Below are 15,106 nucleotides of genomic sequence, written 5' to 3' on the forward strand. Positions count from 1 at the left end.
TATGACGACGTCGACGACGGCGCAGACCGCGCCGCAGGACGAGCGCGCCCACGTGGACCCCGCGGCGCAGGTCGCGGGCACCACCGTCCCGGTGCAGACCCGCTCGGAGCGCCTCCGCTCGTTCGAGCCCGCCGACTTCGGTGTGCCGACGGGCCGTGAGGTCAACTGGAAGCACGCTCCCGTGGCGCGCCTGAAGGGCGTGTTCGCCCCGGCCGTGGCCAACGACGGCGTGTCCGTCGCGGTCACCGCGGGCGCCGAGTACCTCGCCGCGCCGCTCGCGATCGGTCAGGCGCCGCGCGGCGAGTTCTTCCTGCCCGAGGATCTGCCGGCGGCGATCGCCTGGCAGGGCGCGAGCGAGGCGCTGCACGTGCGCGTGCCGCGCGAAGCCGAGGTCGCCGAGCCGATCGTGATCGAGGTCACGGGCCAGGGCGCCGACCGCCGTGCCGACGGCCACCTCGTCATCGAGGCCCAGGAGCACAGCAAGGCCACGGTCGTGCTGCGCCACTCGGGCGCCGTGCAGTACGCGCAGAACGTCGAGATCATCGCGCGTGACGGCTCGCACCTCACCGTGGTCAGCGTGCAGCAGTGGGATGACGAGGCCGTCCACGTCGCCGCCCACCAGACGCGTGTGGACCGCGACGCCACGGTGCGCCACATCGTCGTCAGCTTCGGCGGCGGCGTTGTGCGCGTGAACCCGAACCTCGAGCTGGCCGGCACCGGATCGAACGGCGAGCTCTACGGTCTCGCCTTCGCTGACGAGGGCCAGCACCTCGAGAGCCAGGTGTACCTGCACCACAAGGGCCAGGAGACCACCGGCGACGTGCTCTACAAGGGTGCGCTCCAGGGTGTCAGCGCCCGCACGGTGTGGATCGGCGATGTGCTCATCGGTCCGGATGCGAAGGGCACCGACTCGTACGAGGCCAACCGCAACCTGGTGCTCACCAACGGCGCGCGCGCCGACTCGATCCCGAACCTCGAGATCCAGACGGGCGACATCAAGGGCGCCGGCCACGCGTCGGCGACCGGTCGCTTCGACGACGAGCAGCTGTTCTACCTGCAGGCCCGCGGCATCACCGAGGAGGAGGCGCGTCGCCTCGTTGTGCTCGGATTCCTCGCCGAGACCGTGCAGAAGATCGGCATCCCCTCCCTGGAGGAGGAGCTGACCGCGCTCATCGAGAAGGAGCTCGCCGAGGGTGCCGAGGTGACCGCGTGAGCGCCACCCGCGTCTGCGGCCTGAGCGAGCTGGTCCAGGATCAGCCGCTCAAGGTCGAGGCCGACGGCGTCGCGATCGCTGTTGTGCTCGACTCCGCCGGAGAGGTGCACGCCATCGGCGACACCTGCACGCACGGCGACATCTCCCTCTCCGAGGGCTTCGTCGAGGGCGACACGCTCGAGTGCTGGGCCCACGGCTCCGCGTTCTCGCTGCGCTCCGGCAAGCCCCTCAACCTCCCTGCTTACGAGCCCGTCCCGGTGTTCGTCGTCACGATCGACGGCGATGACGTGCTCATCGATCCCAGCCTGAAGAAGGAAGTCTGATATGTCCGTTCTCGAGATCCGCGATCTGCACGTCACGGTCGAAACCGACGAAGGCGTCATCCCCATCCTCAACGGCGTCAACCTCACCGTGCGCTCGGGCGAGACCCACGCGATCATGGGCCCCAACGGCTCGGGCAAGTCGACCCTCGCCTCGACGATCGCCGGTCACCCGAAGTACACCGTCACGAGCGGCTCGATCACCTTCGACGGCGAGGACGTCCTCGAGATGGCCGTCGACGAGCGCGCCCGCGCCGGTCTCTTCCTGGCGATGCAGTACCCGGTGGAGATCCCCGGCGTCACCGTGACGAACTTCCTCCGCACGGCCAAGACGGCCATCGACGGCGAGGCGCCGTCGCTGCGCACCTGGACCAAGGAGGTCAAGGAGGGCATGAAGGCGCTGCGCATGGACGACAAGTTCGCCCAGCGCAACGTCAACGAGGGCTTCTCTGGCGGCGAGAAGAAGCGCCACGAGATCCTCCAGCTCGAGCTGCTCAAGCCGAAGCTCGCGATCCTGGACGAGACCGACTCGGGCCTCGATGTCGACGCGCTGAAGATCGTCTCGGAGGGCGTGAACCGCGCCAAGGACAACACCGGGCTCGGCGTTCTCCTGATCACGCACTACACGCGCATCCTGCGCTACATCCAGCCCGACTTCGTCCACGTGATGGTCAAGGGTCAGATCGTGGAGGAGGGCGGCCCCGAGCTCGCCGAGCGTCTCGAGAACGAGGGCTACGCGGCCTACCTTCCTGCCGACGCGCCCCTCGAGGCGTAAGCTCACCGCCATGACCGCGACTCTCACACCCGAGAAGTACGACGAGGTCACCGAGGCCCTCAAGGACGTGATGGACCCGGAGCTCGGCGTGAACGTCGTCGACCTCGGCCTCATCTACGACCTCGCCTGGGACGACGAGAACGATGCGCTCATCATCCACATGACGCTCACGAGCGCCGGATGCCCGCTCACCGATGTGCTCGAGGAGCAGACGGCACAGGCGCTGGACAACGTGGTGGACCGCTTCCGGATCAACTGGGTCTGGATGCCGCCGTGGGGTCCCGAGCGGATCACGGACGACGGGCGCGACATGATGCGCGCGCTCGGCTTCGCCATCTGACCGCGACCGCGCTCACGCGACGATCACAGGGAAGGCCCGGGAGAGATCCCGGGCCTTCGCCGTCGGTAGGCTGTATCGGTGACCCAGCCGCTCGACGCCCTGCCCATCGAAGAGCTCCGCAGGAGAAGCAGCACGAAGTGGGCGAAGTATCCGGACGACGTGCTCCCGCTCTTCGTGGCCGAGACCGACTTCGCGCTCGCTCCGGCCATCACGCGGTGTCTCACCGAAGCCGTGCAGCGCGGCGACACGGGTTACACGCCGCCCACGACACGCCTGCCCGACGCGTTCGCGGCCTTCGCCCAGCGCCGCTTCGGATGGACCGTCGACCCGGCACGGGTGCGCACCACCTGCGATGTGATGATGGGCATCGCCGAACTGCTGCGCGCGGTCACGAGCCCCGGCGATCGGGTCATTATCACCACGCCGGTCTACCCGCCCTTCTTTGCGGTGAACGACGAGTCCAAGACCGATGTCGTGGCCATTCCGCTGTCGAAGCACAACGACGGCTGGTCGCTCGACCTGCCGTCCATCGAGGCCGCGTTCGCCGAGGGCGCGAAGGTGATGCTGCTCTGCAATCCGCATAACCCCACCGGCACCGTGCACTCGCGAGAGACCCTCGCCGAGCTGGCGCGCATTGCGAAGCGGCACGGGGGCTGGATCGTGAGCGACGAGATCCATGCGCCCCTCACACTGGCGGGCGCGACGTTCACCCCGTTCCTCGACGCGGCGCCCGAGGCCAAGGAGGTCGGCTTCGCCGTCACGAGCGCCAGTAAGGCGTTCAACCTCGCGGGGCTGAAGTGCGCCTTCATCCTGACGGACGCGCCCGAGCCGGCACGCATCGTCTCCGCGATCCCCGACGAGGTCGAATGGCGCACCTCGCTGTTCGGCGTCTTCGCGAACGTCGCGGCGTTCGAGGAGGGCGACGAGTGGCTCGATTCCCTGATCGCGCGGCTCGAACTCAACCGTCAGCTGCTCGTCGACCTGCTGGCTGAGCACCTGCCCGAGGCCCGCTACATGCCGGGGGACGCGGGTTACCTCGCGTGGGTCGATCTGAGGGAGCTCGGCTGGGGGGACAACCCGGCGCTGAAGATCCTGCGCGAGGCGAAGGTCGCGGTGCATCTGGGTCCGCTGTTCGGTGAGCAGGGACGCGGCCACATCCGCATCAACTTCGGCACCTCCCCGGCCATCCTCACCGAGGCTGTGGAGCGCATCGGCGCTCTGCGGGGCTGAGGCGGACATGACGGATCCGCTGAGCGCCGAGCCCCACGCCGAGCCCGCACTGCAGTCCTCTTCGGGCGGCGGGCGGCCGAGCATCCTCACCCTGTGGGACCCGCGAGTCGTCTGGGTGACGCTCGGCGCGGTCTCGCTGATCTTCCTCGCCGCTCTCACGGCGATGGCCCTGACCACGGTGATGCCTTTCGTCGCCGAGGACCTCGACGGTGAGGCCCTGTTCGCGATCGCGTTCTCCGGCACCCTGGCGACGGGTGTCATCGGCATGGTGGCGTCGGGTGCCTGGTCGGATCGTGCGGGCCCGGCCGCGCCGCTGTCCACGGCCGTCATCCTGTTCGTCCTGGGGCAGGCGATGGCCGCGACCGCGCCGACCATGGAACTGCTGGTGCTCGGGCGTCTCGTGACGGGGCTGGGTGCGGGAGGCCAGACGGTGGCGCTGTACGTGGTCGTCGCCCGCGTCTATCCGCCGGCGCTGCACGGTCGGGTGATGGCGCTCTTCTCCGCCGCCTGGGTCGTGCCGTCTCTCATCGGCCCGTTCCTCGCGGGGGCGGTGACCGAGCAGCTGCACTGGCGATGGATCTTCGCGGCCCTGGCGGTGCTGGCCCTCGCCGCCTTCGCGATGGTCGCGCCGCGCCTCCGGCACCTCGCCGAGGCGCCGTCCGCCGAGCGTCCCGCCGGTGTGGGACGCCGACTGCTGTTCGCGGTCGTGGTGGCGGTGGCGGCGCTCGCGTTGGGCATGACCTCCGAGCTCTCGTCGTCGCTGTCGCCGGCCCTCGGGTGGGCCGTCGCGGTCGGAGCCGTGATCGTGATCGCGATCGCCATCCTGCCCCTGCTCCCGCAGGGGATGGTCAGCATGCGCCGGGGCCTGCCGAGCGTGATCCTGATGCGCAGCCTGATCGCGGGCTCGCTGTTCGGCGCCGAGGTGTACGTGCCCTACCTGCTGATCGAGCGCTTCGGGTTCTCTGCGATGTGGGCCGGCCTGGGGCTCACCGCCGCGGCGATCGCCTGGGCGATCAGCGCGCAGATCTCGGGCACCCACGGAGACCGGATCGGCAACACCCGCATCGCGGTCATCGGGGTCTCGTTGCTCGCGATCGCGACGCTCGCATGCGCGCTGACGCCGCTCCTGGCGCTGCCGGTCTGGGTGCCGATCGCGCTGTGGTCGTGCGCGGGATTCGGCATGGGCCTGATGTACCCCCGCCAGACGGTGCTGATGCTCGCCTACTCGAACCGCGCCGAGGAGGGCTTCAACTCCTCCGCGCTGCAGATCAGCGATTCGGTGGGGGCGTCCGCGTCGATCGCGGTGATGGGACTGGTGTTCACCTCCCTGGCGGGCACGGACGCGCAGTTCACCGCGGTGTTCCTGCTCGCGCTGGGCCTGGCGCTTCTCGCTCTCGTCCCCGGGATGAGGCTGGGGCACGGACACGAGACGAATCCGGGGCAGAGGTAAGCCTGTCCTAACTTGGTGACGTAGACTGCCGTCTCGTGACCCTCCTCGACGACTCTCCCGTCCGCCCGGCCTACCGTCTGTACCGCGCGACCGTGCAGCGCGTCGAGCGATTGAGCCCGCATTTCGCGCGGGTCGTCTTCGGCGGGCCCGGCTTCGAGCACTTCGGCACGACGGCGACCGACCAGCGGATCAAGATCCTCTTCCCGCTCGCGGACGGGCGGATGGCCGACATCGGCCAGTACGACGAGGAGCAGTGGGCGGGTGACTGGTACGACCAGTGGCGTTCCCTGCCCGAGGGTGAGCGCAATCCCTTCCGCACCTACACGGTGCGTCGTGTCGACTCAGTGGCTGCGGAGCTGACGGTCGACTTCGTTGTGCACCACGACGCCGGTCCCGCAGGGACCTGGGCCGAGTCGGCGCGCGGCGGCGAGGAGGTCGTGATCTGCGGCCCGGACGCCCGCAGCCCCTACAGCAGCGCTGGCACCGACTGGCGTCCGGCCAATGCGCAGCGGGTGCTGCTGATCGGCGACGAGACCGCCGTTCCCGCGATCGGCAGCATCCTGGAGAGCCTCCCGGCGGATCGGACGGCGGATGTCTTCGTCGAGGTGCCGAGCATCGCCGACGTCGGCGTGTTCGAGGTGTCGCACCCGAAGGTGAACGTGCGATGGATCGCACGATCCTCCGGCGGGACGGGAGAGCGCGCCCACGGTGAGGGCCTGATCGAGGCTGTCACGGAGTGGGCAGCGGCCCATGGCGATGTTCTCGCCCTAGCCGCGGCGCCGCGGCCGCAGGAGATCGTCGAGGTCGACATCGACCGCGAGCTGCTCTGGGACAGCCCCGAGGCCATCGAAGGCGAGTTCTACGCGTGGATCGCGGGCGAGGCGTCGACGATCAAGACCCTGCGTCGCCTGCTGGTCTCCGGTCACGGCGTCGACCGTCGCCGGGTCGCCTTCATGGGCTACTGGCGCAACGGCGTCGCCGAGCGCATCGGCTGATCCGCCGCGCGGCTCGCGTCGTGCGTGCCGGCCGCGTCAGGGGGCGCGGCCGCAGGAAGCCCCGCGAGCAGCATGCGCAGTCCGCGCGCGAAGTCGTCCGCGGTCGATTCCGCGATGTCCGCCTCGCCGGCCGGGAAGGCGCCGAAGCGCGCCGCCTGGATACGCTGCTGCACGAGCGAGGCGTGACCGAGGATGAACTGCAGGATCACCCGCGCATCTGCCTGCACATCCTCCGGGACGATGTCCGCGGGGGATGCGTCGCCGACGAGGGCGGCCGCGAGTCGCAGGTGCGCGGCATCCGACCCCAGTCCGAGCGCCTGCGTGCTCAGCACGGTCTCGGCGCCGTCGCGGTGAGCGAGCAGCGCGTCTCTCAGCGCGTGAGCGACCGCGGCGACCTCCTCGTCGCGGGAGCCCGGGGCGACGGGCTGCGCGGCGGCGACGATGCGGTCGGCCACGGCGGCGAGAAGCTCCTGCTTGTTCTCGAAGTGCCAGTAGAGCGCGCTGGGCTGAACCCCCAGCGCGGTCGCGAGACGCCGCATGGACAGATCGGGGAGTCCCGTCTGCTCGAGGAGGCTCAGGGCCGTGTCGATGATGCCGTCGCGGGTGTGCCGTTCGGCTCGTGCGTCGCGGGCATCCATGACGGTCAGTATAGTGAACGGTGTTCAGGTGAACAGTGTTCAGGTGATCGGCTCGCGATCGCCACACCCGAGGAAGGACCCCCATGGCCGCATCCGCCCGACTCGAGGCTCGCGACCTCGCCCGCGTCGCGATCTTCGCCGCGATCATCATCGTGCTCGGCATCGCAGGTCAAGTGCCGCTGCCCTTCGGCGTCCCCGTCACGCTGCAGACCCTCGGCGTGATGCTCGCCGGGATCGTGCTCGGCGCGCGTCGCGGCGCGCTCGCGGTGCTCGTTGTGCTCGTCCTCACCGCGGTGGGCCTCCCCGTGCTCGCGGGTGGGCGCGGCGGGCTCGGCGTGTTCGCCGGGCCGACGGTCGGCTATCTCGTCGGCTGGCTTCCCGGGGTCGTCGTCACGGGGCTGATCGCGCGAGCCGGTCGCGCCCGCATCCGGTGGTGGCGCGCGGCGCTCGGCGGGCTCGTGGGCGGTGTGATCGTGGTGTATGCCTTCGGCACCCTCGGTCTTGTGCTCGTCGCGGGCCTTTCGTCGCTGGATGCCCTCGTCTCGAACGTCGCCTTCCTGCCGGGCGATGCGCTCAAGTCGCTCCTGGCCGGGGTGCTCGCGGCCGCTGTGTGGCGCGCATATCCGCCCGCGTTCGCTTTCGCGCCGACGGCGCGTGCCGAGGTGCGCGCGCAGGCGAAGGCCGACACGGTCTGATGAGCGAGCGCACCGACGCGTCGTCGCCCCCGTCGATCGAGCTCGACGGGGTATCGGTCGAGCTCGGCGGGCAGCCGGTGCTGCGCGACGTCTCGGTGCGCCTCGATCAGTCGCGGATCGCGGTGATCGGCGCGAACGGATCCGGCAAGTCGACATTCGCTCGTCTGCTCAACGGACTCCTCGCGCCGACGACGGGGCGTGTCACGGTGCACGGGATCGACGTGCAACGCGATCCGAGACGCATCCGCGAGAGAGTGGGATTCGTCTTCACAAATCCGGATGCGCAGATCCTGATGCCGACGGTGGCGGAGGACGTGGCGCTGTCGCTGCGGGGGTCCGGTCTGCACAAGAGCGAGATCGCGGCGCGCGTCGCGGCGGCGCTGGAGCGGCACGGGCTGGGGGAGCGGGCCGACCAGCCCGCGTACAGCCTGTCCGGCGGACAGAAGCAGCTTCTCGCGCTGATCTCGGTGCTGATCCGCGAGCCTGCCGTCGTCGTCGCGGATGAGCCGACCACACTGCTCGACCTCGGCAATGCGCGCCGGATCGGTCGGCTCCTCCTCGAGGACGTCGTCGCGCAGACGGTCATCGTCACTCATGACCTCGAGCTCGCGGCACGGTGCGATGTCGCGCTGCGATTCGCGGACGGACGACTCGTCGAGACGGGGGAGCCCGCTCAGGTGATCGCCCGATACCGGGCCGAGCACGGCGACCCCGCACGCGAGGGTCTCGCGCCGTGATCTCGCTCTATCGCCCGGGCAGCAGTCCGCTGCACCGCCTTCCGGCGGGCGTGAAGCTCGCCGGCCTGGTGGTGCTCTCGCTCACGATCTCGATCGGGGCGCGCACGCCGCTCCTCGCGGGGGGTGCGATCGTGCTCGTCTTCGGCGCGTTCGCGCTCGGCGGGTTCGGCCCGGTCACCTGGCTGAAGCAGCTCTGGTTGACGCGCTGGCTGGTCGTCTTCGTGGTCGTGATGCAGCTGATCTTCCTCACGCCGGCGGACGCGATCGTCAACACCACCCGGATCATCGCGGTCGTGCTGCTCGCGAGTCTCCTGACGCTGACCACCCGCACGGCGGACCTGCTCGATGCGCTGCAGGTCGCCCTGACGCCGCTGCGCCGCGTCGGAGTCGACCCCTGGAGAGTGGGGTTCACGCTCACTCTTGCCATCTCGCTGGTGCCCGTCGTCGCCGACTTCGCGACGCGGATCCGCGATGCCCAGCGCGCGCGGGGCGTGCGGCTCGGGCCGCGCGCCGTCGTCCCCCTCCTCGTGATGTCGCTGCGCCACGCCGACGACGTCGGCGACGCGCTCACCGCGCGCGGACTCGCATGAACGAGCAGTCGATCGGCGCCATCCGCGTGGGCGATCACGTGGTGCACGGACGCAATGTCGACGCGCAGACGCGATGCGTGCACTGGCACACCGAACTCGACGTGCTGGCGATCCTGTTCCCGTGCTGCGACCGCTGGTATCCGTGCCACGACTGCCACGCGGACGACGCAGGCCACCCGGCCCAGCCCTGGTCCGCCGATGCGGGGGATCGCCATGCCCTGCTGTGCGGCGTCTGCGGTGGCACCACCCCCATCGCGCAGTACCGCGCGACCTCGCGCTGCGGCGCCTGCGGTCGCGACTTCAACCCGGGCTGTCGCCGGCACCACCACCTCTACTTCCGGTGAGCGACACGGGCGGTCCGGCGCACAGGATCCGTCCGTCCGCGGAAGCTATGCTGGGACGCTGGCCTGCTCCTCCCGGAATCTGCGGCCGATTTCCCGCTTTCTGAAGAACGGACGTCCGCTGTGCTTGCCGTGCACGACCTCGAGATCCGCGTGGGCGCGCGCATGCTCATGTCCGATGTCTCCTTCCGCGTCAGCCCTGGCGACAAGGTCGGTCTCGTGGGGCGCAACGGTGCCGGAAAGACCACGCTCACGAAGGTGCTCGCGGGTGACCTGATCCCGGCCAACGGCACCGTGACGCGGTCGGGCGAGCTCGGCTACCTGCCGCAGGACCCGCGCTCCGGCGACCCCGAGATGCTCGCGCGCACGCGGATCCTGGACGCGCGCGGTCTCGGCACGCTGCAGCTGGGCATGCGTGAGGCGTCGGAGGCGATGGGGTCGGACGACCCGAAGGTCTCCGCGAAGGCGATGAAGCGCTACGCGCACTTCATGGAGCGCTTCGAGGCGCTCGGCGGGTACACCGCCGAGGCGGAGGCCGCGGTGATCGCCAGCAACCTCTCGCTGCCCGACCGCATCCTGGACCAGCCCCTCAAGACGCTGTCCGGTGGTCAGCGCCGCCGCATCGAGCTCGCGCGCATCCTGTTCTCGGATGCCGAGTCGATGATCCTCGACGAGCCCACCAACCACCTCGACGCCGACTCCGTCATCTGGCTTCGCGAGTTCCTGAAGTCGTACAAGGGCGGCCTGATCGTCATCAGCCACGATGTCGACCTGGTCGAGGAGACGGTGAACCGCGTCTTCTACCTCGACGCGAACCGCCAGGTCATCGACATCTACAACATGGGCTGGAAGCACTACCTGCGCCAGCGCGTCGCCGATGAGGAGCGTCGCAAGAAGGAGCGCGCCAACGCCGAGAAGAAGGCGTCCGTGCTGCAGCAGCAGGCCGCCCGCTTCGGCGCCAAGGCCTCCAAGGCCGCCGCCGCTCACCAGATGGTCGCGCGCGCCGAGAAGCTGCTGGCAGGGCTCGAGGAAGTGCGCCAGGACGACCGCGTCGCCGCGCTGCGCTTCCCGAAGCCGGCCGCCTGCGGCAAGACGCCGCTGATGGCGAAGTCGCTGTCGAAGTCGTACGGCGCCCTGGAGATCTTCGCGGGCGTCGACCTCGCGATCGACCGCGGGTCCAAGGTCGTGGTGCTGGGCCTCAACGGTGCGGGCAAGACGACGCTGCTGCGCATCCTCGCGGGCGCCGACAAGAGCGACACGGGCGAGATCCTCCCGGGTCACGGCCTCAAGATCGGCTACTACGCCCAGGAGCACGAGAACCTCGACGTCAAGCGCTCGGTGCTCGAGAACATGGTGTCGGCGGCGCCGAACCTCAACGAGACCGAGGCCCGCAAGGTGCTGGGATCGTTCCTCTTCACCGGCGACGACGTGCACAAGCCGGCGGGTGTGCTGTCGGGCGGCGAGAAGACGCGCTTGTCGCTGGCCACGCTCGTCGTCTCGAGTGCGAACGTGCTGCTGCTGGATGAGCCCACCAACAACCTCGACCCCGCCTCGCGCGAGGAGATCCTCGGTGCGCTCTCGCACTACGAGGGCGCGGTGGTGCTCGTCTCGCACGACGAGGGCGCCGTCGAGGCGTTGAACCCCGAGCGTGTGCTGCTGCTGCCGGACGGCGTCGAGGACATCTGGAACAAGTCCTACCTCGACCTGATCACGCTGGCCTGACCCGCCCGGGCCGCGTCCCGCGGCTCAGGCGTCGAGCAGGGCGTCCTCTTCGTCGGCGTCGCGGTCCTTGCGCGGCGCGCGCCCCGCGCGCATCTTCGCGGCGGGCAGCTCTTCGTCGTCGTCCGCGTCCTCCGCGTCTTCGCGCCGTGCCTTGATCTCGGTGCGGATCATGTACCCGATGAACACGAAGCCCATGATCGCGAACAGGATCCACTGGATCGCGTAGGACAGGTGCGGCCCGGGGTCGTCGGTGGGGGAGGCGAGTTCGGAAGGGCGCGTCGCGGGCGCGGGGTCCTCCGACACCATCAGCAGGTAGAACGACGTCTCGGTCGTCTCGCCTGCCACCTCGGCGACGGAGGGCAGATGGATGGTCGGCAGCTGGCCATCGGGCGCGCTGCGTCCCGACTTCGGCAGCGGTTCGCCCGGGCGCATCCTGCCGATCACGGTCGTCTCGCCTTCGGGTGCCGGTGGGACGTTTTTGGGCACCTCGTGCTCGCCCGGGGCGACCCAGCCGCGGTCGACGACGACGATGCGGCCGTCGGCCAGCTCGAAGGGCACAAGCACCTCGAAGGCACTGGTGCCGCCCTGAGCGCGGTTGCGCACGAGCAGCTGCTGGTCGGTGAGATAGCGCCCGGTCATCACGACGGGATGCCACTCGTCGTCTTCGGGGTCGAACCCCTGGTCGAGCACGGTCGCCGCATCGATCGGCTCGGCGTCGTAGTTGGCCGCGACGAGCGCGAGCATCGTCGCGCGCTCCTCATTGCGAGAGAACTGCCAGTTCGACAGATACGCGCACGCTATGGCGAATGCGATCGCGATCGCGGCATAGACGCTCCAGCGCGCCGCGCGCTGCTTCATCACGCTCATGCGGCGCCCTCCACTCCGGCGGTGACCTCAAGGGGGAAGTCGCGGGCCGCGAGGAACTCGCGCAGGTATCCCACGTGCTCGTCGCACGCCAGCCAGAGCTTGCGGCGCTCGGCGGTGTGGATGCGAGGGTTGCGCCACGCGATGGTCCACGTCGCGGCCTCGTGACAGCCCGCGCGGGAGCAGGTGGGGGCGTCGAAGCCGCCGCCCAGGAGATCGCCGATCATGCCTCTGGCTCTCGATCCTGCTTCTTCGCAGGCGATTCGCTGATCCGGATCACCGTGGGAGGTGTCTGCGGCGCCTCGGCCGGCTTCTCCGCGGCCTGCTCGATCGCGATCTCCGGCGCCTGTGCGGTGGTGGCGGACCGGGCGCTGGCGGCATTCGCACCGACCACCGCGATGTACGGCAGGAACACCGCGCCGACCGCGAAGACCCACGTCCACCAGCCGAAGGGCTGCACAAGAGCTGCCAGGATGACGCACGCGACGCGGATGCCCATGGTGAGCAGGTAGTTGCGCACGCGGTCGCTGGCGTCGTCACTCGGAGAGACGGGCAGCGACGTCGCCGACTGGGCGGCGGAGTGGTCTTTTCTGGGGGATCGCACGATGCATCCAGCCTACGCCGCGCGGCCCCTGTTGGCCTGGGAGTACAGGCCTTCCCAGCGGGGTTTGTGCGCGCCCGCACCCCGGTGCCACACGGTGCGGTCAGTAGGCTGGCCAGGATCGGCGGATCGCCGGATCGGACGGACAGGAGCGAAGAATCGTGAGCATCGACAGCACCGGGCGTGTGGTCCTCGTGACCGGGGGCAACCGCGGGATCGGCCGGGCGATCGCGGAGCGCTTCGTTCAGGAGGGGTACCGCGTCGCGGTGACCGCTCGCAGCGGCGAGGGCCCCGAGGGCACGCTGACCGTGCGGGCCGACGTCACCGATTCGGCCGCGATCGACGCCGCGTTCACCGAGGTCGAGCGTCAGCTCGGGCCGGTCGAGGTGGTCGTCGCCAACGCCGGCATCACCAAGGACACGCTGCTGCTGCGCATGAGCGAAGACGACTTCGACAGCGTCGTCGCCACCAACCTCGGCGGCTCGTTCCGTGTGGTCAAGCGCGCGTCGAAGGGGATGCTCAAGGCCCGCTTCGGCCGTGTCATCCTCATCTCGAGCGTCGTCGGCCTCTACGGGTCGGCAGGCCAGGTCAACTACGCGTCGTCGAAGAGCGCTCTCGTCGGATTCGCTCGCTCGCTCACGCGCGAGCTCGGTGCGCGCAACATCACCGCGAACGTCGTGGCTCCCGGGTTCATCGAGACAGACATGACGGCCGAGCTCGACGAGTCGACCCAGGCCGAGTACCGCAAGGCGATCCCTGCCGGACGCTACGGCTCGGCCGCCGAGGTCGCGGCCGCGGTGACCTGGCTGGCGTCGGACGACTCGGCGTACATCTCGGGTGCCGTGATCCCAGTCGACGGCGGCCTCGGCATGGGTCACTGAACGCGGTCGGCGACCTTCAGGATCTCGCCCGCCAGCAGCGTGGGCTTCGAGAACTGGGGCCAGTGCGCCGTGCCCAGCTTCACCACCTCGAATGACCGGATGCGAGCGACGTTGTCACGCCATGCCGGCCACTGCTCGAGCATCCCGCGCACCTCGGCTTCGTCAGCCGCGCCCGACAGCATCGTGACCGGCACCTCGAAGCGCCGATCGTCGGTCAGGCGCAGCGCGTCGGTCGGCACACGCGCCGGCACGCTGCGCGTCATCGCCGCGGTGCGTTCGCGGGTCGCCTCGTCGAGGTCGCCCGCGTCGTCGCCGAAGAAGTCCCAGCCGGGGAACGCCACCACGCCGTCGGTCACGGGGAACTCCGAGATGTCGGCGCCGTCCGGCGGCGGCACGGTGTCGACGAGCACAACGTGCGCGATGCGATCGGGACGTCTGTCGACGGCGCCGTAGGCGACGTTCCCGCCGCCGGAGTGCCCGACCACGACGATCGGGCCGTCGATCATGTCGATGTGCTCCACCACGCGCTCGACCCAGTCGTGGATGCCGATGTCGGAGGACGCGGCGGCCGGTTCGCCGACGCCGGGCATGGTGAGGGGATGTGCGCGGTGCCCGGCCGCATCGATCGCGGTCGTCACGGGGCCCCAGGAGTCGGCGTCGAGCCAGAGGCCCGGGATCAGGATCACGTCGGTCATGCCCGCAGGCTACGGCCGACCACCGACATCTCGCGAGGGGTCAGTCGGCCACGGGGCGTCCCCGGCCGTGTCGCGGGGCGAAGATCGCTGCGAGCACGCCGACGCCCGCGGGGATGTAGAACATGCCCACGGTCGCAAGGCCGAGGAACACCCAGACGTTGAGCAGCACCGCCGTCACCACCGTGAGCGCCGTGCCGGCCGGTCGGAAGACGACGGGAAGCGCGGCGATCGCCACCGGGATCAGCAGAAGCAGGATCGCCATGGGTCCCATGTACGCGAGCAGCGATTCCCGCATCTCGAACTCGTCGCCGCTCCCCGTGTGGCGGGCGACAGCGACGGCGAACGTCGGAGCGAGGAGAGCGACGAGGCTTGCGACCAGGGTGAGCGCCAGCGAGACGAGGTGAACTGTCGTGCGCGGGGATCCGGGTGCGGCGCTCATACGCCCATCATCGTTCAGCGGTGCGCTCCCCGGCGACCGACCCGAGCGGCAGCCGCTCCAGGACTCGCCACGACCCCGCGTGATCCTCGTAGGTGCCGTAATGCACCTCGGAGATCACCGCCCGGATGGGCAGCGCGGATCTGATGTTCGCTGTCGCGGCCCGCAGCGTCGCGGGAGTGCCGGGCGGCGCGGTGCCGATCGTGAGGTGAGGCACCGCGTCCTCGTACTCTCCGGCGTAGGGCGGGAAGTCGGGGAACGCGTGGTGGACGGCGCTCGTGAGGGCACGGAAGCCGGAGTCATCGGCAGCCCGGAGCCACGCGACCTCCTCTCCGAACCAGCCGATGTCGGTGAATTCGACGAAGAACGCGCTGACCGAAGCGATCACCGCCGCGAGCTCGGCTCGCAGGGACTCGTCGAGTGCGTCGGGGAGCGCGAACGGGACGATGACCGTCACGTGGGGCGGCACGCCGATCTCGCTGGACGTGTCGAGCTGGTCGCGGTGGCGTTCGACGACGGCCTCCGCGGCGAGGACCGGGCAGATGAGAGCGGCGTTCATCGCCTCACCATAACGGGCACTTCC

The 15,106-nt window shown here is 70.0% G+C and carries 20 protein-coding genes; 13 read left to right on the forward strand and 7 right to left on the reverse strand.

The window, feature by feature from the left end:
- Position 1 precedes the first annotated feature (1 nt).
- From sufD to J5V96_RS02845, 7 genes are all read left to right on the forward strand, one after another.
- A complete protein-coding gene (gene sufD, locus J5V96_RS02815; RefSeq protein WP_208500114.1) occupies positions 2-1,213 on the forward strand; it encodes a Fe-S cluster assembly protein SufD in 1,212 nt (403 codons plus the stop codon).
- Entirely contained in the window at positions 1,210-1,536 is a 327-nt protein-coding gene (locus J5V96_RS02820) for a non-heme iron oxygenase ferredoxin subunit (RefSeq protein WP_208500115.1), read from the forward strand. The genes sufD and J5V96_RS02820 overlap by 4 nt, the downstream gene beginning before the upstream one ends.
- A 1-nt stretch (position 1,537) precedes the next feature.
- Positions 1,538-2,308, forward strand: a complete 771-nt coding sequence (gene sufC, locus J5V96_RS02825) for a Fe-S cluster assembly ATPase SufC (RefSeq protein WP_208500116.1) — start codon at positions 1,538-1,540, stop codon at positions 2,306-2,308.
- A gap of 10 nt (positions 2,309-2,318) precedes the next feature.
- Positions 2,319-2,648 (forward strand): metal-sulfur cluster assembly factor, encoded by a 330-nt coding sequence (locus J5V96_RS02830; protein ID WP_208500117.1) that lies wholly within the window; start codon positions 2,319-2,321, stop codon positions 2,646-2,648.
- A 78-nt stretch (positions 2,649-2,726) separates the two neighbouring features.
- On the forward strand, positions 2,727-3,878 hold the full coding sequence (locus tag J5V96_RS02835) for a MalY/PatB family protein (RefSeq protein WP_307793347.1): 1,152 nt from the start codon (positions 2,727-2,729) through the stop codon (positions 3,876-3,878).
- A gap of 7 nt (positions 3,879-3,885) precedes the next feature.
- Positions 3,886-5,328 (forward strand): MFS transporter, encoded by a 1,443-nt coding sequence (locus J5V96_RS02840; protein ID WP_208500118.1) that lies wholly within the window; start codon positions 3,886-3,888, stop codon positions 5,326-5,328.
- Positions 5,329-5,363: 35 nt separating this feature from the next.
- On the forward strand, positions 5,364-6,323 hold the full coding sequence (locus tag J5V96_RS02845) for a siderophore-interacting protein (RefSeq protein WP_208500119.1): 960 nt from the start codon (positions 5,364-5,366) through the stop codon (positions 6,321-6,323).
- Here the strand turns inward: J5V96_RS02845 and J5V96_RS02850 are convergent.
- The gene (locus J5V96_RS02850; RefSeq protein ID WP_208500120.1) at positions 6,287-6,961 is read right to left on the reverse strand and encodes a TetR family transcriptional regulator; all 675 of its coding nucleotides are present in this window, start codon (positions 6,959-6,961) and stop codon (positions 6,287-6,289) included. The two genes, J5V96_RS02845 and J5V96_RS02850, sit on opposite strands and share 37 nt — an antisense overlap.
- An 83-nt stretch (positions 6,962-7,044) precedes the next feature.
- On the opposite strand from J5V96_RS02850, the gene J5V96_RS02855 reads away from it, so the two are divergent.
- From J5V96_RS02855 to J5V96_RS02875, 5 genes are all read left to right on the forward strand, one after another.
- The gene (locus J5V96_RS02855; protein ID WP_208500121.1) at positions 7,045-7,656 is read left to right on the forward strand and encodes a biotin transporter BioY; all 612 of its coding nucleotides are present in this window, start codon (positions 7,045-7,047) and stop codon (positions 7,654-7,656) included.
- Positions 7,656-8,393 (forward strand): energy-coupling factor ABC transporter ATP-binding protein, encoded by a 738-nt coding sequence (locus tag J5V96_RS02860; protein WP_208500122.1) that lies wholly within the window; start codon positions 7,656-7,658, stop codon positions 8,391-8,393. The genes J5V96_RS02855 and J5V96_RS02860 overlap by 1 nt, the downstream gene beginning before the upstream one ends.
- Positions 8,390-8,983: an energy-coupling factor transporter transmembrane component T family protein gene (locus tag J5V96_RS02865; RefSeq protein ID WP_208500123.1), complete on the forward strand. Its 594-nt coding sequence runs from the start codon at positions 8,390-8,392 to the stop codon at positions 8,981-8,983. Before J5V96_RS02860 ends, J5V96_RS02865 begins: the two co-directional genes overlap by 4 nt.
- Complete coding sequence (locus tag J5V96_RS02870; RefSeq protein WP_208500124.1) at positions 8,980-9,327, forward strand: CHY zinc finger protein; 348 nt, start codon at positions 8,980-8,982, stop codon at positions 9,325-9,327. Before J5V96_RS02865 ends, J5V96_RS02870 begins: the two co-directional genes overlap by 4 nt.
- 120 nt (positions 9,328-9,447) lie before the next feature.
- Positions 9,448-11,046, forward strand: a complete 1,599-nt coding sequence (locus tag J5V96_RS02875) for an ABC-F family ATP-binding cassette domain-containing protein (RefSeq protein WP_208500125.1) — start codon at positions 9,448-9,450, stop codon at positions 11,044-11,046.
- A gap of 24 nt (positions 11,047-11,070) precedes the next feature.
- On the opposite strand, the gene J5V96_RS02880 is transcribed toward J5V96_RS02875, so the two are convergent.
- The 3 genes from J5V96_RS02880 to J5V96_RS02890 are packed head-to-tail and all read right to left on the reverse strand — an operon-like array spanning position 11,071 to position 12,514.
- On the reverse strand, positions 11,071-11,913 hold the full coding sequence (locus tag J5V96_RS02880) for an SURF1 family cytochrome oxidase biogenesis protein (protein ID WP_372439922.1): 843 nt from the start codon (positions 11,911-11,913) through the stop codon (positions 11,071-11,073).
- The gene (locus J5V96_RS02885; protein WP_208500126.1) at positions 11,910-12,137 is read right to left on the reverse strand and encodes a hypothetical protein; all 228 of its coding nucleotides are present in this window, start codon (positions 12,135-12,137) and stop codon (positions 11,910-11,912) included. The genes J5V96_RS02880 and J5V96_RS02885 overlap by 4 nt, the downstream gene beginning before the upstream one ends.
- Complete coding sequence (locus J5V96_RS02890) at positions 12,134-12,514, reverse strand: DUF3099 domain-containing protein (RefSeq protein ID WP_208500127.1); 381 nt, start codon at positions 12,512-12,514, stop codon at positions 12,134-12,136. The genes J5V96_RS02885 and J5V96_RS02890 overlap by 4 nt, the downstream gene beginning before the upstream one ends.
- Positions 12,515-12,672: 158 nt before the next feature.
- Between J5V96_RS02890 and fabG the strand changes: the two genes are divergently transcribed.
- Positions 12,673-13,392 carry a 3-oxoacyl-ACP reductase FabG gene (gene fabG, locus J5V96_RS02895; protein WP_307793350.1) on the forward strand — a complete coding sequence of 240 codons (720 nt, stop codon included), beginning with the start codon at positions 12,673-12,675 and terminating at the stop codon, positions 13,390-13,392.
- Here the strand turns inward: fabG and J5V96_RS02900 are convergent.
- From J5V96_RS02900 to J5V96_RS02910, 3 genes are read right to left on the reverse strand one after another with little or no spacing between them, the layout of a single operon-like run.
- Positions 13,386-14,087: an alpha/beta fold hydrolase gene (locus J5V96_RS02900; RefSeq protein WP_208500128.1), complete on the reverse strand. Its 702-nt coding sequence runs from the start codon at positions 14,085-14,087 to the stop codon at positions 13,386-13,388. The genes fabG and J5V96_RS02900 overlap by 7 nt on opposite strands.
- Positions 14,088-14,127: 40 nt before the next feature.
- A complete protein-coding gene (locus J5V96_RS02905) occupies positions 14,128-14,526 on the reverse strand; it encodes a hypothetical protein (RefSeq protein ID WP_208500129.1) in 399 nt (132 codons plus the stop codon).
- 7 nt (positions 14,527-14,533) lie between these two features.
- Positions 14,534-15,082, reverse strand: a complete 549-nt coding sequence (locus tag J5V96_RS02910) for a 2'-5' RNA ligase family protein (protein ID WP_208500130.1) — start codon at positions 15,080-15,082, stop codon at positions 14,534-14,536.
- Between the last annotated feature and the right edge of the window lie 24 nt (positions 15,083-15,106).

The sequence above is a fragment of the Microbacterium stercoris genome, assembly GCF_017592545.1.
Lineage (GTDB): Bacteria > Actinomycetota > Actinomycetes > Actinomycetales > Microbacteriaceae > Microbacterium > Microbacterium stercoris.

Bases quoted from the DNA above. Each gene is read 5' to 3' on its own strand.
- J5V96_RS02850 (WP_208500120.1), bottom strand. From the start codon at position 6,961: ATGGATGCCCGCGACGCACGAGCCGAACGGCACACCCGCGACGGCATC.
- sufC (WP_208500116.1), top strand. From the start codon at position 1,538: ATGTCCGTTCTCGAGATCCGCGATCTGCACGTCACGGTCGAAACCGAC.
- J5V96_RS02880 (WP_372439922.1), bottom strand. From the start codon at position 11,913: ATGAGCGTGATGAAGCAGCGCGCGGCGCGCTGGAGCGTCTATGCCGCG.
- J5V96_RS02855 (WP_208500121.1), top strand. From the start codon at position 7,045: ATGGCCGCATCCGCCCGACTCGAGGCTCGCGACCTCGCCCGCGTCGCG.
- J5V96_RS02870 (WP_208500124.1), top strand. From the start codon at position 8,980: ATGAACGAGCAGTCGATCGGCGCCATCCGCGTGGGCGATCACGTGGTG.
- sufD (WP_208500114.1), top strand. From the start codon at position 2: ATGACGACGTCGACGACGGCGCAGACCGCGCCGCAGGACGAGCGCGCC.
- J5V96_RS02885 (WP_208500126.1), bottom strand. From the start codon at position 12,137: ATGATCGGCGATCTCCTGGGCGGCGGCTTCGACGCCCCCACCTGCTCC.
- J5V96_RS02910 (WP_208500130.1), bottom strand. From the start codon at position 15,082: ATGAACGCCGCTCTCATCTGCCCGGTCCTCGCCGCGGAGGCCGTCGTC.
- J5V96_RS02900 (WP_208500128.1), bottom strand. From the start codon at position 14,087: ATGACCGACGTGATCCTGATCCCGGGCCTCTGGCTCGACGCCGACTCC.
- J5V96_RS02830 (WP_208500117.1), top strand. From the start codon at position 2,319: ATGACCGCGACTCTCACACCCGAGAAGTACGACGAGGTCACCGAGGCC.
- J5V96_RS02860 (WP_208500122.1), top strand. From the start codon at position 7,656: ATGAGCGAGCGCACCGACGCGTCGTCGCCCCCGTCGATCGAGCTCGAC.
- J5V96_RS02905 (WP_208500129.1), bottom strand. From the start codon at position 14,526: ATGAGCGCCGCACCCGGATCCCCGCGCACGACAGTTCACCTCGTCTCG.
- J5V96_RS02840 (WP_208500118.1), top strand. From the start codon at position 3,886: ATGACGGATCCGCTGAGCGCCGAGCCCCACGCCGAGCCCGCACTGCAG.